This window comes from Methylobacterium sp. A54F, assembly GCF_053346035.1.
Window position 1 is genome coordinate 374,057 of sequence record NZ_JBKFBF010000001.1, and the last position, 19,602, is coordinate 393,658.

At 71.4% G+C, this 19,602-nt stretch carries 21 protein-coding genes; 19 read left to right on the plus strand and 2 right to left on the minus strand.

The window, feature by feature from the left end; all coding sequences use genetic code 11:
• Nucleotides 1–3 precede the first annotated feature (3 nt).
• The 13 genes from murC to ACLBXP_RS01895 all read left to right on the plus strand — a co-directional run bounded on the left by murC (nucleotide 4) and on the right by ACLBXP_RS01895 (nucleotide 12,966).
• Nucleotides 4–1,410 (plus strand): UDP-N-acetylmuramate--L-alanine ligase, encoded by a 1,407-nt coding sequence (gene murC / locus ACLBXP_RS01835; RefSeq protein WP_447665813.1) that lies wholly within the window; start codon nucleotides 4–6, stop codon nucleotides 1,408–1,410.
• A gap of 284 nt (nucleotides 1,411–1,694) precedes the next feature.
• A complete protein-coding gene (murB, locus tag ACLBXP_RS01840; RefSeq protein WP_447665814.1) occupies nucleotides 1,695–2,627 on the plus strand; it encodes a UDP-N-acetylmuramate dehydrogenase in 933 nt (310 codons plus the stop codon).
• Nucleotides 2,614–2,802, plus strand: a complete 189-nt coding sequence (locus ACLBXP_RS01845; protein ID WP_447665815.1) for a type II toxin-antitoxin system HicA family toxin — start codon at nucleotides 2,614–2,616, stop codon at nucleotides 2,800–2,802. Before murB ends, ACLBXP_RS01845 begins: the two co-directional genes overlap by 14 nt.
• A gap of 8 nt (nucleotides 2,803–2,810) precedes the next feature.
• Nucleotides 2,811–3,017 (plus strand): type II toxin-antitoxin system HicB family antitoxin, encoded by a 207-nt coding sequence (locus tag ACLBXP_RS01850; protein WP_447666206.1) that lies wholly within the window; start codon nucleotides 2,811–2,813, stop codon nucleotides 3,015–3,017.
• Nucleotides 3,014–3,142 carry a hypothetical protein gene (locus tag ACLBXP_RS01855; protein ID WP_447665816.1) on the plus strand — a complete coding sequence of 43 codons (129 nt, stop codon included), beginning with the start codon at nucleotides 3,014–3,016 and terminating at the stop codon, nucleotides 3,140–3,142. Before ACLBXP_RS01850 ends, ACLBXP_RS01855 begins: the two co-directional genes overlap by 4 nt.
• A 37-nt stretch (nucleotides 3,143–3,179) precedes the next feature.
• Nucleotides 3,180–4,103 carry a D-alanine--D-alanine ligase gene (locus tag ACLBXP_RS01860; protein WP_447665817.1) on the plus strand — a complete coding sequence of 308 codons (924 nt, stop codon included), beginning with the start codon at nucleotides 3,180–3,182 and terminating at the stop codon, nucleotides 4,101–4,103.
• Nucleotides 4,070–5,011: a cell division protein FtsQ/DivIB gene (locus tag ACLBXP_RS01865; protein WP_447665818.1), complete on the plus strand. Its 942-nt coding sequence runs from the start codon at nucleotides 4,070–4,072 to the stop codon at nucleotides 5,009–5,011. The genes ACLBXP_RS01860 and ACLBXP_RS01865 overlap by 34 nt, the downstream gene beginning before the upstream one ends.
• 56 nt (nucleotides 5,012–5,067) lie before the next feature.
• A complete protein-coding gene (ftsA, locus tag ACLBXP_RS01870) occupies nucleotides 5,068–6,390 on the plus strand; it encodes a cell division protein FtsA (RefSeq protein ID WP_447665819.1) in 1,323 nt (440 codons plus the stop codon).
• 93 nt (nucleotides 6,391–6,483) lie between these two features.
• Complete coding sequence (ftsZ, locus tag ACLBXP_RS01875) at nucleotides 6,484–8,256, plus strand: cell division protein FtsZ (protein ID WP_447665820.1); 1,773 nt, start codon at nucleotides 6,484–6,486, stop codon at nucleotides 8,254–8,256.
• A gap of 471 nt (nucleotides 8,257–8,727) precedes the next feature.
• On the plus strand, nucleotides 8,728–9,675 hold the full coding sequence (gene lpxC / locus ACLBXP_RS01880; protein WP_447665821.1) for a UDP-3-O-acyl-N-acetylglucosamine deacetylase: 948 nt from the start codon (nucleotides 8,728–8,730) through the stop codon (nucleotides 9,673–9,675).
• A 228-nt stretch (nucleotides 9,676–9,903) separates the two neighbouring features.
• Nucleotides 9,904–10,782: an outer membrane protein assembly factor BamD gene (locus tag ACLBXP_RS01885; protein ID WP_447665822.1), complete on the plus strand. Its 879-nt coding sequence runs from the start codon at nucleotides 9,904–9,906 to the stop codon at nucleotides 10,780–10,782.
• Nucleotides 10,783–10,954: 172 nt separating this feature from the next.
• Nucleotides 10,955–12,628, plus strand: coding sequence for a DNA repair protein RecN (gene recN / locus ACLBXP_RS01890; RefSeq protein WP_447665823.1), 1,674 nt, complete (start codon nucleotides 10,955–10,957; stop codon nucleotides 12,626–12,628).
• A 131-nt stretch (nucleotides 12,629–12,759) separates the two neighbouring features.
• A complete protein-coding gene (locus tag ACLBXP_RS01895; protein WP_447665824.1) occupies nucleotides 12,760–12,966 on the plus strand; it encodes a hypothetical protein in 207 nt (68 codons plus the stop codon).
• Nucleotides 12,967–12,999: 33 nt separating this feature from the next.
• On the opposite strand, the gene ACLBXP_RS01900 is transcribed toward ACLBXP_RS01895, so the two are convergent.
• Nucleotides 13,000–13,344, minus strand: coding sequence for a hypothetical protein (locus tag ACLBXP_RS01900; protein ID WP_447665825.1), 345 nt, complete (start codon nucleotides 13,342–13,344; stop codon nucleotides 13,000–13,002).
• Between the two features lie 180 nt (nucleotides 13,345–13,524).
• Here ACLBXP_RS01900 and pstS point away from each other — a divergent pair, with 180 nt between their 5' ends.
• The 6 genes from pstS to phoB all read left to right on the plus strand — a co-directional run bounded on the left by pstS (nucleotide 13,525) and on the right by phoB (nucleotide 18,919).
• Nucleotides 13,525–14,565 (plus strand): phosphate ABC transporter substrate-binding protein PstS, encoded by a 1,041-nt coding sequence (gene pstS, locus ACLBXP_RS01905; protein WP_447665826.1) that lies wholly within the window; start codon nucleotides 13,525–13,527, stop codon nucleotides 14,563–14,565.
• Between the two features lie 141 nt (nucleotides 14,566–14,706).
• Nucleotides 14,707–15,681 carry a phosphate ABC transporter permease subunit PstC gene (gene pstC, locus ACLBXP_RS01910; protein ID WP_447665827.1) on the plus strand — a complete coding sequence of 325 codons (975 nt, stop codon included), beginning with the start codon at nucleotides 14,707–14,709 and terminating at the stop codon, nucleotides 15,679–15,681.
• A gap of 11 nt (nucleotides 15,682–15,692) precedes the next feature.
• Complete coding sequence (gene pstA, locus ACLBXP_RS01915; protein ID WP_447665828.1) at nucleotides 15,693–16,589, plus strand: phosphate ABC transporter permease PstA; 897 nt, start codon at nucleotides 15,693–15,695, stop codon at nucleotides 16,587–16,589.
• 35 nt (nucleotides 16,590–16,624) lie between these two features.
• The gene (pstB, locus tag ACLBXP_RS01920; RefSeq protein WP_447665829.1) at nucleotides 16,625–17,443 is read left to right on the plus strand and encodes a phosphate ABC transporter ATP-binding protein PstB; all 819 of its coding nucleotides are present in this window, start codon (nucleotides 16,625–16,627) and stop codon (nucleotides 17,441–17,443) included.
• Between the two features lie 32 nt (nucleotides 17,444–17,475).
• Complete coding sequence (gene phoU, locus ACLBXP_RS01925) at nucleotides 17,476–18,189, plus strand: phosphate signaling complex protein PhoU (protein WP_447665830.1); 714 nt, start codon at nucleotides 17,476–17,478, stop codon at nucleotides 18,187–18,189.
• Nucleotides 18,190–18,217: 28 nt separating this feature from the next.
• Nucleotides 18,218–18,919, plus strand: a complete 702-nt coding sequence (phoB, locus tag ACLBXP_RS01930; protein WP_447665831.1) for a phosphate regulon transcriptional regulator PhoB — start codon at nucleotides 18,218–18,220, stop codon at nucleotides 18,917–18,919.
• Between the two features lie 50 nt (nucleotides 18,920–18,969).
• Here the strand turns inward: phoB and ACLBXP_RS01935 are convergent, their stop codons facing one another.
• Complete coding sequence (locus ACLBXP_RS01935) at nucleotides 18,970–19,509, minus strand: GcrA family cell cycle regulator (protein WP_447665832.1); 540 nt, start codon at nucleotides 19,507–19,509, stop codon at nucleotides 18,970–18,972.
• Nucleotides 19,510–19,602 lie beyond the last annotated feature (93 nt).

Genomic DNA, 19,602 nt, shown 5'->3' on the forward strand with positions numbered 1-19,602 from the left:
CCCATGAAGCTGCCCGACAAGCTCGGACCCATCCATTTCATCGGCATCGGCGGCATCGGCATGTCCGGCATTGCCGAGGTGATGCACAACCTCGGCTACACGGTGCAGGGGTCGGACGCGAACGACAACGCCAACGTCCGCCGGCTCAGCGAGAAGGGCCTGCGCACCTTCGTCGGACACGCGGCCGAGAACGTCGAGGAGGCCGCGCTGGTCGTGGTCTCCACGGCGATCCAGCGGGACAACCCCGAGCTCGCCGCCGCCCGCGAGCGCCGCCTGCCCGTGGTGCGCCGCGCCGAGATGCTGGCCGAGCTGATGCGCTTCAAGTCCTGCGTGGCCATCGCCGGCACCCACGGCAAGACCACCACGACCTCCCTCGTCGCGACGCTCCTCGACGCCGGCAACCTCGACCCCACGGTGATCAACGGCGGCATCATCAACGCCTACGGCACCAACGCCCGCATGGGCGAGGGCGAGTGGATGGTGGTGGAGGCCGACGAATCCGACGGCACCTTCCTGAAGCTGCCCGCCGACGTCGCCATCGTCACTAACATCGACCCCGAGCACCTCGACCATTTCGGCTCGTTCGACGCCGTGAAGGACGCCTTCCGGCGCTTCATCGACAACATCCCGTTCTACGGCTTCGCGGTGATGTGCATCGACCATCCCGTGGTGCAGGACCTCGTCGGCCACATCGAGGACCGGCGCATCATCACCTACGGCGAGAACCCGCAGGCGGATGTCCGCCTCCTCGACGTGGACCTGCGCGGCGGCCAGAGCCGCTTCCGGGTGATGATCCGCGACCGCCGTCCCGGCTTCCGGCTGGAGATGGAGGACCTCGTCCTGCCGATGCCGGGCAAGCACAACGCCCTCAACGCCACCGCGGCGCTGGCCGTCGCCCACGAGCTCGGCGTCGCGCCCGAGGCGATCCGGCGGGCGCTCGGCGGCTTCGGCGGCGTCAAGCGCCGCTTCACCCGCACCGGCGAGTGGAACGGCGCCCAGATCTTCGACGATTACGGGCACCATCCGGTGGAGATCAAGGCGGTGCTGCGGGCCGCCCGCGCCTCGACCGAGGGGGGCGTGATCGCGGTGGTGCAGCCCCACCGCTACACCCGCCTGCAGTCGCTGTTCGACGATTTCTGCACCTGCTTCAACGACGCCGACACGGTGATCGTCGCCCCCGTCTACGCAGCGGGCGAGGCACCGATCGAGGGCATTGACCGCGACGGCCTCGTCTCCGGCCTGAAGTCCCGCGGGCACCGGGACGCGCAGGCGCTCGAGCGTCCCGAGGACCTGGCCGGGCTGATCGCCGGCCTCGCCCGGCCCGGCGACTACGTGGTCTGCCTCGGCGCCGGCAACATCACCCAGTGGGCCTACGCCCTGCCGGGCGAGCTCGCGGCGCGGAAGGGGTAGGGATGCACGGGTCTCAGGCGGCCTCCGGGCGGATGTCCTCGACGTCGACGTCGAGGGTCCGCGCCAGCCGCGCGTAGAGGGTTAGGATCGCCGGTGCGCCCACTCTCTTCCATCACCGCCAAGTCCGCCGCCTCGACCGCGCAGTCCCGCGCCAGCGCCTCGGTGCCCTACGGCATCCGGGCGAGCACCCGCGCCGCCGCGCGTGAAGGCCAGGGGCCGGCCCGTCGGTGCCTCCCTTCTCCGACCGGCCTGCTCGGACCGATGCACCGGGATGGAAGCGTAGCATGACCTACCCCGATCTCATCCCCGCGATCCGCGCCTCTGCGCCGGGTCTTCGGGGGCGCCTCCTCGCCAACCCGTCGCTTGCCGACCTGACCTGGTTCCGGGTCGGAGGCCCCGCGCAGGTACTGTTCACGCCTGCGGACGAGGAGGACCTCGCGCTCCTCCTCGGAGCCCTCGATCCGGCCGTGCCGGTGACCGTGATCGGCCTCGGCTCGAACCTGATCGTGCGCGACGGCGGGGTGCCGGGCGTGGTGGTGCGCCTTGGCGGCCGCGCCTTCGGCGAGGTCGCGGTCGACGGCGACGCCCTCCGGGTCGGAGCCGCGGTGCCGGACGTGCGCCTCGCCAAGGCCGCGGCCGAGGCCGGGCTCGACGGGCTGGCTTTCTTCCGCGGGATCCCGGGCTCGGTCGGGGGGGCGCTGCGCATGAACGCGGGCGCGCATGGTGGCGAGACCACCGACGTGCTCGTTGAAGCCCGCGGTGTCGACCGGGCCGGGCGCCTGCGCCACTTCGGCCACGCCGAGATGGGCTTCTCCTATCGCCACACTGCCGTGCCCGAGGACCTGATCCTCACGAGCGCCCTCTTCCGGGGCCGCCCCGGCGACCGGGCCGCGATCGAGGCCGAGATGGACCGGGTCACCGCCGCCCGCGAGGCGGCTCAGCCGATCCGCGAACGCACCGGGGGCTCGACCTTCGCCAACCCGCAGGGCGGCAAGGCGTGGCAGCTCATCGACGCTGCGGGCTGCCGCGGCCTCGTCCGGGGTGGCGCGCAGGTCTCGGAGATGCACTGCAACTTCCTGATCAACCGCGGCGGCGCAACCGCGGCCGACATCGAGGGCCTCGGCGAGGAGGTGCGTCGCCGGGTGCAGGAGCAGTCGGGCGTCGCGCTGCGCTGGGAGATCAAGCGGATCGGCGTCGGCGGTCATGAAGGTCCGTGACGTCATCCGGCTGATCGAGGCGGACGGCTGGTCGCTCGTCGCGACGCGGGGCAGCCACAGGCAGTACAAGCATCCGGACAAGCGAGGACGCGTCACGGTCGCGGGCTCGCCCTCCGACGAGGTTGCGCCCGGCACGCTCGGGAGCATCCTGAAGCAGGCCGGATTGAAGGGGTGATCGGATCCATGCGCTACGCCATCGTGATCGAGCGGGCCGGCGGCAACGTCTCGGCCTACGTTCCAGACCTTCCGGGCTGCATCGCGACTGCCGACAGCGTCGAGGCAGTGGAGCGCGAGATCCGCGAGGCGATCCGCTTCCACATCGAGGGACTGCGCGCCGACGGCGAGGCGGTTCCGGAGCCGTCGAGCCTCGCGGAGTACGTCGACGCGTGAGCGTGACGACGCCCCTGCGCACGACCGCCGCGCCGGACCCCGCCGACGCACCGGCCGACGGAGACCCGCTCGTCGCCCTCGGTGAGGGGGTCGGTCCGATCGACCGGGACGACGCCGTACTCTGAAGCCGCCCATATCCACGCCGCCCGACCGGAGTCCCCCATGTCCAAGCACGTCGCCGTCCTGATGGGCGGGTGGTCCTCCGAGCGGGAGGTGTCCCTCAACTCGGGCGCCGCCTGCGCGGCCGCCCTCGAAGGGGAGGGGTTCCGGGTCACCCGGGTCGATGTCGGGCCCGACGTCGCGGCCGTGCTCACCGAGCTCCGTCCCGACGTCGCCCTGAACGCCCTGCACGGGCCCGCCGGCGAGGACGGCACCATTCAGGGGCTCCTGGAGATCCTGAGGATCCCCTACACCCATTCGGGCGTGCTGGCCTCGGCGCTCGCCATGCACAAGGTGCGGGCCAAGACCGTGATGGCGGCGGCCGGCGTGCCGGTGCCGGAGGGCCGCGTCGTTAACCGTGCTGATGCGGCGCGGTCACACCCGTTAACCCCGCCCTACGTCCTGAAACCGATCGCCGAGGGATCCTCGATGGGCGTCATCATCGTGCGCGACGGGCGCTCGCACCCGCCCCAGATCCTCGCCTCCGACGACTGGGCCTTCGGGGAAGAAGTCCTTGCGGAGCCGTACGTTGCAGGCCGCGAGCTGACCTGCGCGGTGCTGGGCGACCGGGCGCTCGGGGTGATCGAGATCAAGGCCGCGAGCGGGGGCTGGTACGACTACGACGCCAAGTACGCGCCGGGGGGGTCGATACACGTCCTCCCGGCCGATCTTAAACCAAATGTTTACCAGCGTGTCCAAGAGTTGTCGTTAACGGCGCATCAAGCACTGGGCTGCCGGGGCGTCAGCCGTGCCGACCTTCGCTACGACGACACACCGGGGGGAACCGGTGCGCTCGTCGTCCTCGAGGTCAACACGCAACCCGGCATGACCCAGACGAGCCTTGTGCCGGAGATGGCGGCCCACGCGGGCCTGGGTTTCGGTGAGCTCGTCCGATGGATGGTGGAGGACGCAACTCTGGGTCGCTAGGCCCCGCCGGTCATCCCGGCGGCGAGGGCAGCCTCGCGCGGCTCGCGACCCGGCTGCCGCGCTTCCTCCGTCGCGGCGGACCCCGCCGGATCCGCCCGGCCGTGCCGCTCGCCGAGCGCCTGCCGAACGGCCTCGGCACCGCCGCCCTCGCCACGAGCTTCGCGGCGCTCGCCCTCGCGGGCTTCGTGGCGAGCGGCCGCTACGAGACGTTCGTCGCCCTGAACGGCCGGCCCCTCGACATCGCCGCGCGCCTCGCCGGCTTCGGCGTCGAGCGGGTGACGATCTCGGGCATCTCCCGCATGTACGAGCGCGAGGTGCTCGCCGCCGCCGGGATCGACGGGCGTTCCTCCGTGCCATTCCTCGACGTCGCGGACGTGCGCGAGCGCCTGCTGCGGGTGCCCCTGATCGCCTCGGCCTCGGTGCGCAAGCTCTACCCGAACGAGATCGTCATCAGCCAGGTGGAGCGCGAGCCCGCCGCCCTCTGGCAGAAGAACGGCGAGATCAGCGTCATCGCGGCCGACGGCACCGTGATCGACACCATGCGGGACGACCGCTACGCCAGTCTGCCCCTCGTCGTCGGCGAGGACGCGAACCTGAAGCTCGGCGAGTATCTCGGCCTCGTGGCCGCCGCCGGCGGCCTCGGCGAGCGCATCCGGGCCGGCACCTACGTGTCGGGCCGGCGCTGGACGCTGAAGCTGGACGGCGTGGACATCCGCCTGCCCGAGAACGACCCGGCCGCCGCCCTGGCCCGCCTCGTCGCGATCGAGCGCCACGACCGCATCCTGGAGAAGGACATCATCGCGGTGGACCTGCGCATGCCCGACCGCGTGGTCGTGCGCCTGACCGAGGAGGCCGCCGCCGCCCGCGCCGAGAGCCAGAAGAAGACGAAGAAGGGGACCGCGACATGAGCCGCCCCGCGAGACGCCTGCCCCGCCCCTCGGTCCCCTTCGTCCGGTAGCGTTCGATGCACAGCCAACACGGCCTCACGCCGCGCCTGAAGCCGCTCTCCGCCCGCCGGAGCACGACGCTGTCGGTGCTCGACATCGGCACCAGCAAGGTCGTCTGCCTCATCGCCGAGCTGCAGCCGGCCGAGGCGCTGTCGACGCTCAAGGGCCGCACCCACCTCGCCCGCATCATCGGCATCGGCCACCAGCGCTCGCTCGGCCTGAAGGGCGGCGCCATCGTCGATCTCGAGGCCGCCGAGGGCGCGATCCGGCAGGCGGTCCATGCTGCCGAGCGGATGGCCAAGGTCGAGGTGCAGTCCGTCATCGTCAACCTGTCGGGCGGCCGCCTCGCCTCCCAGCACTTCGAGGCGCGGGTGAACGTCCGCTCCGGCACCGTCACGGGCTCGGACGTCGAGCGCGTCCTGGAGACCGCAAGCGCCCACGGGGTCAGCCCGGGCCGCGCCGTGCTCCACGCCCTGCCGACCGGCTACGCCCTCGACGGGCAGGGCGCGGTGATCGACCCGTCCGGCATGATCGGCAGCGCGCTCGGCGTCGACCTCCACGTCGTCACCGGCGAGATGGCGGCCGCCCGCAACCTGATGCTGGCGGTGGAGCATTGCCACCTCGGCGTCGAGGCGGTGATCGCCACCCCCTACGCCGCCGGCCTCTCGGCCCTCGTGGACGACGAGGCCGAGATGGGCGTCGCGGTCGTGGACATGGGCGGCGGCACCACGAGCGTCGGCGTCTTCGCGGGCGGCCACCTCGTGCACGTCGACGCGGTGGCGGTGGGCGGACACCACGTCACCATGGACATCGCGCGCGGGCTCTCGACCCGGGTCGCGGCGGCCGAGCGCCTCAAGACCCTCTACGGCTCGGCCATCGCCACCGCCTCCGACGACCGGGACATGATCGCCGTCCACGGCGTCGGGGAGGACGAGGGGGACGCGCCGACGCACGTGCCGCGCTCGCAGCTCGTGCGCATCATCCGCCCGCGGGTCGAGGAGGTGGTGGAGCTGGTGCGCGACCGGCTGCGGTCCGCGGGCTTCGGCGCGCAGGCCGGCCGCCGGGTGGTGCTGACGGGCGGGGCCAGCCAGCTCGTCGGCCTGCCCGAGGTGACGCGCCGGGTGATGCAGGGGCAGGTGCGGATCGGCCGCCCGCTCGGCATCCGCGGCCTGCCGGAGGCCGCCAAGGGACCGGCCTTCTCGGCCGCGGTCGGCCTGCTGGTCTACCCCCAGGTGGCCCACGCGGAGCACTTCGAGCCGCGCGGGCACGGCGCCTTCGCGGGCACCGGAACGGACGGGTACTTCTCGCGGGTCGGTCGCTGGATCCGGGAGAGCTTCTAGGAATTCGGGCCGCGGCGCACCAGCCGCGAACCGTCGAGAGATCGGTGCCCGCGGGCGCCACACGCAACTGAAGGTCGGGACAAGGGGCACCACATGGCCATTTCTCTGCAGGCGCCGGACATCCGGGAACTCAAGCCCCGCATCACCGTCTTCGGTGTCGGCGGAGCCGGCGGAAACGCCGTCAACAACATGATCGAGTCGGGCCTTCTCGGCTGCGAGTTCGTCGTGGCGAACACCGACGCCCAGGCGCTCACCTCCTCGAAGGCCGAGCGGGTGATCCAGATGGGCATCGGCGTGACGCAGGGCCTCGGCGCCGGCTCGCACCCCGAGGTGGGCTCGGCGGCGGCCGACGAGGTGATCGACGAGATCCGCGACCAGCTCTCGGGCGCCCACATGTGCTTCATCACCGCCGGCATGGGCGGCGGCACCGGCACCGGCGCCGCCCCCGTCATCGCCCGAGCGGCCCGCGACATGGGCATCCTCACGGTCGGCGTCGTCACGAAGCCGTTCCAGTTCGAGGGCATGCGCCGGATGCGCACGGCCGAGGCCGGCATCCAGGAGCTCCAGGCCGCCGTCGACACCCTCATCGTCATCCCGAACCAGAACCTGTTCCGGGTGGCCAACGAGAAGACGACCTTCGCGGACGCCTTCGCGATGGCCGACCAGGTGCTCTACTCGGGCGTCGCCTGCATCACCGACCTGATGGTGAAGGAAGGCCTGATCAACCTCGACTTCGCCGACGTGCGGGCGATCATGCGCGGCATGGGCAAGGCCATGATGGGCACCGGCGAGGCCTCCGGCGAGAAGCGCGCCAGCCGCGCCGCGGAGGCCGCCATCGCGAACCCGCTCCTCGACGACGTCTCGATGAAGGGCGCGCGCGGCCTGCTGATCTCGATCACGGGCGGCAACGACCTCACCCTGTACGAGCTCGACGAGGCCGCGACCCGCATCCGCGAGGAGGTCGACCAGGAGGCCAACATCATCCTGGGCGCCACCTTCGACGAGAGCCTCGACGGCATCATCCGGGTCTCGGTGGTCGCCACCGGCATCGAGCCGGCCCTGATCTCCGCGAACTCGCCGAACAACCCCGCCATCGCCGAGACCGAGCAGCGCATCGCCGAGGTCGCCGAGCGCCTGCGCGCCGAGGCCCGCGCCCGCGCGACCCAGGCTCCGCTGGGCTTCCGGGCCGCCGACGGCGCCCCGGCGCCGGTCGCGGCGGCGCCCGTCGCCGCCCCGGCCCAGCCCGTGCGCCCGGCCGCGCCGGAGCTGAGCGTTCCCGCGCCGGAGCCCCGCATGGAGCCGCAGGCCGCCCCCGTGATGCGCGACGACGTCGTGCTGACCCAGGCCGCCCCGCGCGTGTCCGTGCCCTACGTGGCCCCGCCCGCTCCGCAGGTCGAGCCGCAGCCGGTCCTGGCCGCCGGTCCCTTCGTGCCGCCGCGTCCGGCCGCCCCGGTCGCCGCGCCGCTCGCCCGCGCTCCGCGCATGCCGCAGATCCACGACCTGCCCCCGATCGCCCAGAACCAGATCCGGGCGAGCCGCGGGGAGGAGCCCGTCGAGGCTCCGGCCGACTCGAAGCGCACGAGCCTGCTGCGCCGTCTCGCCACCGTCGGCTTCGGCGGACGCCGGGACGACGCCGAGGCCGCTCCGCAGGCCCCGGCCCGGGCGCACGCGCCGGTTCCCCAGCCGCCGCTGCCCCAGCACGCCCTGCCGCCCGCCCCGGCCCGCGCGGCCGCCCCCGTGGCCCCGCAGGGCTACCGGCCGGCACAGGGCAGCCTGGACCCGCAGGGCCGCGTCGCCCCGCAGTCCCGGCTGATGGACGACGACCAGCTCGAGATCCCGGCCTTCCTGCGCCGCCAGGCGAACTGAGAACGCATCCCCGGGGCGGCTTAGGCCGGCCCGGGGAAGCTGCCCCGGCCTCTCCGGCCGGGGCCGCGGAAGCGGCTTGCCTGCTGCGGCGCACCAGAACGCCGCCGCGGGGGAGCCGCATTTTGCCGTCAGAGGGGGTTCCGCGCGGCGGGATCGGGACCGTCGGCGGAGCAGCCGGGTGCTATTTGTGCAACAGCGGACGCGTCGCTGACACGTCCCGTTAACCTTTCGTTAAACTCTTGTCAGAACTCGCTTTTGGGCGCTCGTCCCGGCAAGCCTGACTGTAACAGAGCGTAAGAATCCGTGATTTGGCCGGGCTTTTCAGCGCAGCTATACAAGCTCCCGGAACGAGAAAGGCGCGGCGGTCGTGGCTGCCAGCGCGCGCAGGGGCTTCAAGCAGCGGACGGATCGGGTGCCGGGTGCATCGCTGATATTGCGGTGCAGCGGCGGATCGCGGCCGAGGGCTAAGGAATGCGAACGAACCAACAAACCACCCTCAAGGGTCCCGCGACGCTGAGCGGTATCGGCGTCCATTCCGGGAACCCCGCCCAGATCACCATCCGCCCCGCTCCGGCGCATCACGGGATCGCCTTCCTCCGGACCGGCATGCCCACGGGCAATGACCGCCTCATCAAAGCGCATCACGCCTGCGTCTCGGCCACCGAGCTCTGCACCGTGATCGGCGACGTCGCCACCGGCGCGGTCGCCACCATCGAGCACCTGATGTCCGCCCTCTACGGCCTCGGCATCGACAACGCCCTGATCGAGATCGACGGCCCGGAGATGCCGATCCTCGACGGCAGCGCCCTGCCGTTCGTACAAGCGATCGACGCGGTCGGCCTCGCCGCCTGCGGTTCGCCCCGGCGCTGGATCAAGGTCCTGCGCACCGTCCGCATCGAGGCGGATCGCGCCTTCGCCGAGCTCCGCCCCATCGACCGCGGCTTCCGCCTCGACGTCGAGATCGATTTCGAGAGTCCCGTCATCGGCCGCAGCCGCAAGGCCATGGACCTGACGCCGGCCTCCTACCGCCGCGAGATCGCCGGCGCCCGCACCTTCGGCATGATGCGCGACGTGGAGCGCTACTGGAAGGCGGGCTTCGCCCTCGGTGCCTCCCTGGAGAACACCGTCGCGGTGGGTGAGACCGCGGTGGTGAACCCCGAGGGCCTCCGCTTCGCCGACGAGTTCGTCCGTCACAAGTTCCTCGACGCCGTGGGCGACCTCGCGCTCGCCGGCCTGCCCATCCAGGGCGCCTACCGCTCTTATTGCGGCGGCCACCGCATGAACGTCGGCGTCCTCTCCGCCCTGTTCGCCGATCGCGCCAACTACGCCATCATCGAGGCGCAGGGTACCCGCCGCGAGGCCGCGCTCGCCGAGTTCGGCGTGGGCCTCGGCATCGCCGCCTTCGCGGGCGAGCTCTGAGGGCCGGCACCCGTCTCACACCTGTCACCGTCAAGCCACAGGTCGTCCCCGAGCCACCGGGCGCGAGCCATCCGCCACGCCGCCGCCGCTTTCGCGCCCGAATCGAGCGCCACGGTGAATCGTCCGTGAAGGATGGCCCCGCGGCCAGCCTCGGCAACCGACACTCGTGATGGCTTCCCGGCGCGAGACCACGAAGAACGGCCGCGCCCGTTGGGGGATGAACCGCAGATGCCTGTCACCTTTCCGAGCCGCACTGCGACGGCGGCCGCGCTCCTGACCGTCCTCGGCCTCGGACTCGGCGGCTGCGATGCGCTCGACCCGTCGGGCCTCTTCGCTGAGAAGTACAAGCCCGAGGTCGTGGCTGACGTCCCCGCCGACAAGCTCTACAGCGAGGGCTTGGCCAAGATGGAGGACAGCGACTACGAGGCCGCGGTCAAGAAGTTCGGCGACCTCGACAAGCAGTACGCCTACTCCGACTGGTCGCGCAAAGCGCTGCTGATGACGGCCTACGCGAACTACGAGGGCCAGAAGTACGACGACGCGATCAGCGCCTCGAAGCGCTACCTGCAGCGTCATCCCGCCAGCAAGGACGCGGCCTACGCCCAGTACCTGATGGCGATGTCGAATTATAAGCAGATCCCGGACGTAACCCGCGATCAGGACCGCTCCGAGAAGGCGCTCGCCGGCCTGCAGGAACTGGTGCAGAAGTACCCGACCTCGGAATACGCCGCCGACGCCAAGGCCAAGATCCAGATCACCCGCGACCAGCTCGCCGGCAAGGAGATGGAGGTGGGTCGCTTCTACCTGGAGCGCCGCAACTTCCCGGCCGCGATCAACCGCTTCCGCGACGTGGTCAGCAAGTACCAGACGACCCGCCACGCCGAGGAGGCGCTGATGCGCCTGACCGAGGCCTACATGGCGCTCGGCATCACTGCCGAGGCGCAGAACGCGGCCGCGGTGCTCGGGCACAACTTCCCCGACTCGCCCTGGTACAAGGACGCCCACGCCCTCCTGCAGACGGGCGGCCTGGAGCCGCGCGAGGAGAAGGGCTCCTTCCTCAGCCGCGCCTTCGGCTCGCTCATGGGTCGCACCGCCTCGGCGCAGTGAGGTCCCCCCCGGTCCCGCGCGCGGCGCGGGACCGGGCCGGGCACCCGGCGTATGGGACGCGCCCCGCTTCGGGGCGACCTGCCGCGGGCGGCCCGGCGAAATTGGGGGATGAAGTCCGGACCGCTTCCGGCTACATGAGCGCGATCCGGTCCGAAGAGGTTCTCGACGCCGCATGCTCGTGCAGCTTGCGATCCGCGACATCGTTCTGATCGACAAGCTCGAGCTGAACTTCCGCGCAGGGCTGAGCGTCCTGACCGGCGAGACCGGCGCGGGCAAGTCGATCCTGCTCGATGCCTTCGCGCTGGCGCTCGGCGGGCGCGGCGACGGCCGCCTGGTGCGTCACGGCGAGGGCCAGGGCAGCGTCACCGCCGTCTTCGACGCACCCCTCGACCATCCGGCCCGCCGCATCGCGACCGAGGCCGAGATCGACACCGAGGGCGACCTGATCCTCCGCCGGATCCAGATGGCGGACGGGCGCACCCGCGCCTTCGTCAACGACCAGGCGGTGGGGGTGCAGGTGCTGCGCGCGATCGGCGCGGCGCTGGTGGAGATCCACGGGCAGCACGACGACCGGGCCCTGGCGGATCCCGGCACCCACCGGGCGATCCTCGATGCGTTCGGGGGCCTGCAGGCTCCGCTGGCGACGGTGGGCGAGGCGTCGAAGCGGGTGCGACGCGCCCGCACCACGCTGGCAGAGCACCGGGCGCGGGTGGAGGCGGCCCGCCGTGAGGCCGACTTCCTCCGCCACGCCGTCGAGGAGCTCGCCGAGCTCGACCCCGAGCCGGGGGAGGAGGCGACGCTCGCCGAGCGCCGCACCGTGATGCAGCAGAGCGAGAAGGTCGCCCGCGAGCTGAACGACGCCCTCGAGGCGGTCGGCGGCCCGAACTCCGGCGCCGCGCACCTCGCCTCGGCGGTGCGCAAGCTGGAGCGGCGCGCGGCGCAGCTTCCCGCCCTCGTCGAGCCCTGCGTCGCCGCCCTCGATGCGGCCCTCGTCGCCCTCGACGAGGCGCGCACCGTCCTCGACGCGGCGGTGGCCGAGACCGAGTTCGACCCGCGCGAGCTGGAGCGCGTCGAGGAACGCCTCTTCGCCCTGCGCGCCGCCTCTCGCAAGTACGACGTGCCGGCCGATTCGCTCGCGGCCCTCCGCGAGCGCTACGTCGCCGACGTCGCCGCGATCGACGCCGGCGAGGAGGCGCTGGCCGGGCTCGAAGCCGACCTCGCCGGGGCGGAGGCGGCCTTCGGCAAGGCGGCGGCCAAGCTCAGCGACGGGCGCCGGCGGGCCGCCAAGGCGCTCGACGCCGCCGTGAAGGCGGAGCTTCCGCCGCTGAAGCTGGAGCGCGCCCGCTTCATCACCGAGATCGTGACGGACCCGGAGTCCCGCGACGCGGCCGGCGTCGACCGCGTCGAGTTCTGGGCGCAGACCAACCCGGGCACCCGGCCGGGACCCATGATGAAGGTGGCCTCGGGCGGCGAGCTGTCCCGCTTCATGCTCGCCCTCAAGGTGGTCCTCGCCGACAAGGGTTCGGCCCCGACCCTGATCTTCGACGAGATCGATACCGGCGTCGGCGGCGCGGTGGCGGATGCGATCGGCGCGCGCCTCGCGCGCCTCGCCGCCACCGTCCAGGTGGTGGCGGTGACCCATGCGCCCCAGGTCGCCGCCCGCGCCGCGACCCACTTCCTGATTGCCAAGGCCCCCTTGAAGGGCAGCGACCGCGTGGCGACCCGGGTGTCCACGCTCCCCGTCGAGGCGCGCCGGGAGGAGATCGCCCGCATGCTCGCGGGGGCCACGGTCACCGACGAGGCCCGGGCCGCCGCCGCGCGCCTGCTCCAGGCCGCGGATGCCTGAGGAAGTTCTCGGTAACCCTACCGAAAGCTTAACCGTAATCGTTCGTTAACCAACCTGGGGGAGAGTCGCCAAACGACGCGCCACCATCGATTCGGGTGTGCCGTTGATCGTTCTCACGGGGGGAGGAGACGATGGATCACGCCGGGATCGATCGTGACGCGACGGATGGTGCGCAGGACCTGGCCGGCTCTGGCCTGAACCTCGACACGCGCCACCTCGGCCTCGCCCTGCGCTCGATCTACGAGGACGGCGTCGATCGGGAGCCGATCCCCGATGTCCAGGTCGAGCTGCTCCTGCGCCTGCGCCACAAGGAGCGCGACCTGCGCCGAGCCGGCTGAAGGCGGCGGACGACTTCGAACCTGCGCCGCGCCTTACCAGCGCCGCGCGCCCGGACGGCGCTTGTACTCGGCCGCCCGAATCTGCGTGAGCACCCGATCGAGGTCGCGCAGAAGTGCCACCTCCGCATCCCGGGCCTTCTCGACCTCGGCGGCATCGTGGATGAAACGCTGCCGGGCCTGGGCGAGCGCGAGACTCCGCTCAAGCTCCTCCCGCTCGGCATGCAGGGCCCTGAAACTGGCCTCGTCCGGGTTGTCCGCACTCGCGGGCGGAGCGACTGTGTCGTGCTGCACGGTTCTGACCTTCATCCGGCCCCGCGCGGGAGGCCGGAAAGGCATGAAACGCGCGAGCCCGCCAAACCGTGCCATGCCGACTTCCATCGCCGATCGCATGGGCGGGATTGCACAACCGCAGTTTGTGGGCGCGGCCTGTCACGCGCCTGTCATGTCTCCGTCATAGACGCGCATCGTCGGGACGCTATCCGGGCGCTGGCCGCCAGCGCGGCGCCGCGCGCCGCCCGAGGGCGGCCGTGCCAGCGCCCGACAGCAACGGAGACGCATGTGAAACGCTTTACCTACGCGCTCGCCCTCGGGCTCGCGACGGCCCAGATCGCCTGGCCCGCCCTCGCCGCCGACATCACGGGCGCCGGTGCGACCTTCCCATTCCCGGTCTACTCGAAGTGGGCGGAAGCCTACCGCAAGGATACCGGCACGGGCCTCAACTACCAGTCGATCGGCTCCGGCGGCGGCATCAAGCAGATCCAGGCCAAGACCGTCGATTTCGGCGCCACCGACGCGCCCCTGAAGGGACCGGCCCTGGAGAAGGACGGCCTCGTGCAGTTCCCGACCGTGATGGGCGGCGTCGTGCCCGTCGTGAACATCGCGGGCCTGGAGCCGGGCACGCTGAAGCTCACCGGTGAGGTGCTGGCCGACATCTACGCCGGCAAGGTCACCAAGTGGTCGGATCCGAAGATCGCCGCCCTCAACCAGGGCGTGAAGCTGCCCGACGCCACCATCACCCCCGTCTACCGCTCGGACGCCTCAGGCACGACGAACATCTTCACGACCTACCTCTCCCAGGTCTCCGAGCCTTGGAAGAAGGAGTTCGGCGCGGCGACGACGATCTCCTGGCCGGCCGGTCAGGGCGGCAAGGGCAACGAGGGCGTCACCGCCACCGTCAAGCAGGTGCCGAACGCCATCGGCTACGTCGAGTCGGCCTATGCCAAGCAGAACAAGCTCGGCTACGCGCTCCTGCAGAACAAGGCCGGCAAGTACCCGCAGCCGGACGACAAGGCGTTCCAGGCCGCCGCCGCCAGCGCCGACTGGAAGAGTGCGCCGGGCTTCGGCATCTCGCTGACCAACCAGACCGGCGACGACGCCTGGCCGATCACCGCGGCGACCTTCATCCTCGTCCACAAGGACCCGGCGGACGCGGCCAAGAGCGCCGAGGTGCTGAAGTTCTTCGATTGGGCCTACAAGAACGGCGACAAGCTCGCGAGCGAACTCGACTACGTGCCGCTCCCCGACGCGGTCGTGGGCCAGATCCACGAGGAGTGGAAGCAGGTGAAGGGCAAGGACGGCAAGCCCGTCCTGAACATGTGAGCCGGCAAACGCCCGGTCGCCGTTGACGGCACCGGGGCGGGTCCTCCGTGCGAGGGCCCGCCCCACCCCGCGAAGAACCGCTCCCCGCTCGCGTCGGGACCTGCCGCGCGCTACACGCCCTCCCGGTGAAGAGAACAGCGGATGACCGCCTTGACTGAGCAGATCGCGCTCGCGCGCACCGCCACGCCGGCCCGGCGGGGACCGGGCCGAGGCTTCGACACCCTGTTCCGGGGCGCTGCCTACGGCTCGGCGCTGATCGTCCTCCTGATGCTCGCCGGCATCCTCGGCTCGATCGTCTACGGCGGCTGGCCGGCCTTCCGGGAATTCGGCTTCGGCTTCCTCACCTCCAGCGCCTGGAACGTCGGCAACGAGCAGTACGGTGCCCTCGTGGCCATCATCGGCACGGTGGCCTCCGCGGTCATCGCCCTCGTCATCGGCGTGCCGGTCTCGCTCGGCATCGCGGTCTACCTGACGCAGCTCTGCCCCGGCTGGGCCCGCAAGCCCGTCGCCATGACGATCGAGCTCCTCGCCGCCGTGCCGAGCATCATCTACGGCATGTGGGGCCTGTTCATCTTCGCCCCCCTGTTCGCCCGCTTCGTGCAGGTGCCGACCTCGAATCTCGTCGAGGGCCTGCCGGTGGTCGGCACCCTGCTCTACGCCCGCGTGCCCTCGGGCGTCGGCGTGCTCACCGCCGGCATCATCCTCGCCATCATGATCGTGCCCTTCGTGGCCTCGATCACCCGCGACATGCTCGACCAGATCCCGACCATGCTGCGCGAGAGCGCCTTCGGCATCGGCTGCACCACCTGGGAGGTGGTGCGCCACGTGCTGGTGCCGCAGGCCTCCGTGGCGATCATCGGCGCGATCATGCTGGGTCTCGGCCGCGCGCTCGGCGAGACCATGGCGGTGACCTTCGTGATCGGCAACGCCAACCGGCTCTCGGCCTCGATCTTCGATCCGGGCTCGACCATCGCGTCCCGCATCGCCAACGAGTTCAACGAGGCCGACGGGCTGCAGCTCAACGCCCTGATGGCGCTCGGCAGCATCCTGTTCGTCATCACCTTCTTCGTCCTTATCATCGCCCGCCTGCTGACGCGCCGCGTCAAGGCCGCCTGAGGTCCGCGACCATGGACGCACGCTCCCCCCTCGCGACCGTGGACGCGCCCCGCCGCAGCGGCGGCCGCGTCCGGCCGTCCCGCCGCGTCGCCGACCGCGTGCTGCGCACCGCCTGCCTCGTCGCGACGGTCCTCGGCGCGGTGGTGCTCGGCTCGATCCTCCTGATGCTGATCGTCGAGGGGATCCGGGGCTTCTCGCCGACCCTGTTCACCCAGCCCACGCCCGGCCCCGGCAGCGAGGGCGGCGGCATCGCCAACGCGATCCTGGGGAGCCTCGTGCTCACCGCGATCGGCATCCTGGTGGCCACCCCGATCGGTCTGATGGCGGGCACCTACCTCGCCGAGTACGGGCGCGGCTCACGCCTCGCCGACGTCATCCGCTTCCTCAACGACATCCTGCTCTCGGCCCCCTCCATCCTGATCGGTCTGTTCGTCTACACCCTGATGGTGCGGCCGATGGGGACCTACTCGGGCTGGGCCGGCGGCGTGGCGCTCGCCATCATCGCGACGCCCGTGATCGTGCGCACCACCGAGGACATGCTCCGCCTCGTGCCCGGCACCCTGCGCGAGGCCGGCGCCGCCCTCGGCGCCCCGCCGTCGCGGGTGATCATGAGCGTCACCTGGCGCGCCGCCTCGGCGGGCGTCGTCACCGGCATCATCCTGGCGCTCGCCCGCATCGCCGGCGAGACGGCGCCGCTCCTGTTCACCGCGCTCAACAACAACTCGTGGTTCAACGCCAACCTGCTCGGCGGCGTCCCGAACCTGCCGGTGATGATCTACCAGTTCGCGCTGTCGCCCTATCCGAACTGGCAGGGCCTCGCCTGGGCCGGCGCCCTCCTCATCACCGTGACGATCCTCGCTCTCTCGATCGTCGCCCGCCTCGTGATCAAGCCCCAGCGCGCGCGCTGAAGGCCCCGCAAAGGACGTCCCCCATGAGTGCTCCCATGAGTGCCGCCCCGACCATGACGGCCCCGCCCATCGGCGCCAATACTCATGCCGACGAGGGCGCTCCCGTGCGCATCGCCGTGAAGGACCTGAACTTCTACTACGGCGGCTTCCACGGCCTGAAGGGCATCAACCTCGACTTCCACGACCGGCAGGTGACCGCGCTGATCGGGCCCTCGGGCTGCGGGAAGTCGACGCTGCTGCGCACCTTCAACCGGATCTACAGCCTCTACCCCGAGCAGCGCGCCGAGGGGCAGATCCTCCTCGACGGGCAGAACATCCTCGACCCGAAGGTCGACCTCAACGAACTGCGCGCCCGTGTCGGCATGGTCTTCCAGAAGCCCACGCCCTTCCCGATGTCGATCTACGACAATGTCGCCTTCGGTCTGCGCCTCTACGAGCGCCTGCCCAAGGCCGAGCTCGACCGGCGCGTCGAGGAATCGCTTCGCAAGGCCGCGCTGTGGGATGAGGTGAAGGACAAGCTCAAGCAGCCGGGCACCGGCCTGTCGGGCGGCCAGCAGCAGCGCCTCTGCATCGCCCGCACGGTGGCCCAGCGCCCGGAGGTGATCCTGTTCGACGAGCCGACCTCGGCCCTCGACCCGATCTCGACGGGGCGCATCGAGGAGCTGATCGAGCAGCTCCGCTCCGAGTTCACCATCGCCATCGTGACCCACAACATGCAGCAGGCGGCCCGCATCTCGCAGTTCACCGCCTTCATGTACCTCGGCGAGCTGGTCGAGTTCGGGCCGACGAACCGCATCTTCATGAACCCGACGAAGCGCCAGACCCAGGACTACATCACCGGCCGCTTCGGCTGATCCAGCCCGAGGTTGAGCGAGGAGCCGACCGGATGCCCGACCACATCGTCAAATCCTACGATGCCGACCTCGACGACCTGCGCCGCTCGATCTCCGAGATGGGCGGCGTGGCCGAGAAGATGATGACCGACGCCACCGACGCGCTGGTGCGCCGGGACAGCGTCCTCGCCCAGGCCGTGATCGCGGCCGACAAGCGCCTCGACGTGCTCCAGCGCCAGATCGAGGAGGGGGCGGTGCTGCTCATCGCCCGCCGCCAGCCGCTTGCCATCGACCTGCGGGAGACCATCTCGGCGATCCGCGTCTCGGGCGACCTGGAGCGCATCGGCGACCTCGCCAAGAACATCGCCAAGCGCGTCGTGGCGATCAGCGACCAGCCGCAGGCCCAGAAGATCGTCGTCGGCGTCCAGCACATGAGCGACCTCGTGCAGGAGCAGCTCAAGGACGTGCTCGACGCCTACGCGAGCCGGGACACCACGGCCGCGCACGACGTGTGGGAGCGCGACGGGGCGATCGACGCCCTCTACAACTCCCTGTTCCGCGAGCTCCTGACCTACATGATGGAGGATCCGCGCAACATCTCGTTCTGCACGCACCTCCTGTTCTGCGCCAAGAACGTCGAGCGCATCGGCGACCACACCACCAACATCGCCGAGACGATCCACTATCTCGCCACCGGCGAGACGGTGGCCGGCGACCGGCCCAAGAACGACGCCTCGAACTACGCGACCGTCACGCCGCAGGCGTGAGGCGCCCTCGGACACGACGACCGCGCGCATGAGTACCCGGATCCTGATCGTGGAGGACGAGGAGGCCTTGACCCTCCTCCTCCGCTACAACCTCGAAGCCGAGGGCTTCACGGTGGACAGCGCCGTGCGGGGCGACGAGGCGGACGTGCTCCTGCGCGAGCAGCTGCCGGACCTGATCCTCCTCGACTGGATGCTGCCGGGCCTCTCGGGGATCGAGCTGTGCCGGCGCATCCGGGCGCGGCGGGAGAGCGAGCGCCTGCCGATCATCATGCTCACGGCCCGCGGCGAGGAGGGGGACCGGGTGCGGGGCCTCGGCACCGGCGCCGACGACTACATCGTGAAGCCATTCTCGGTGCCGGAGCTTCTCGCCCGGGTCCGGGCCCTGCTGCGCCGCGCCAAGCCGGCCCACGTGGCGAGCCTCCTGGTGGCCGGCGACATCGAGCTCGACCGGGTGAGCCACCGGATCCGCCGCTCGGGCCGCGAGATCCATCTCGGACCGACCGAGTTCAAGCTCCTCGAATTCCTGATGCAGAGCCCTGGCCGGGTCTTTTCCCGCGAGCAGCTCCTCGACGGCGTCTGGGGCCACGACGTCTACATCGACGAGCGCACCGTCGACGTCCATGTCGGGCGCCTGCGCAAGGCCATCAACCGCCCGCGCCAGTCCGATCCGATCCGCACGGTGCGGGGCTCGGGCTACTCCTTCGACGAGATGTTCTCGGGAGCGGCGTGAGGCACTGCCGTCCTTCCCCGCGGCGCGGGGAAGGGGAGGCGCCGAAACCCTTACCGGAAGCCCGCGACGCGACGGTCGCGCTTGCGCTCGGCCGCGGGCTGGTAGGCGATCTGGGCGTGATGCGTGCAGTAGGGCAGGCCCGTGATCGAGCGGGCGCCGCAGAAGCGGAATTCCGGCGTCGTCGGATCGCCCATCGGCCAACGGCACATCGACTCGCGCAGATCCATGATGGTCACCCGCTCGGAGACGGCGAGGGCCACGGGCTCGGCCGCGGCCGGCGGGGCGGGCGGGAAGTCCGGGGTTGGCCGGTGCGCGGTGATCGTCGCCACGGGCTCCGGCATCTCGCTCTCGACGACCTCGACGGCGGCGACCTCGGCCTCGTCCTCGCGACCGCGGCGACGCCCCCCGGCGGCCTCGGCCCCCGGCTTCACGCGGCCCGCGAGACCCAGGCGGTGGACCTTGCCGATCACGGCGTTGCGCGTGACGCCGCCGAGCTGGGCTGCGATCTTGCTCGCGCTCTGGCCCTCTTCCCAGAGCCGGCGCAGCAGCTCGACGCGTTCGTCCGTCCAGCTCAGGCTCGCTTCGATCATCACCCCCTCCGCCCAACGATCATGCCGCGACGCGAACGCGTCTCCTCATCCGGCAAGCATCGATCCGCGCGAGCGGGCCGGCCGGTGGGAAGC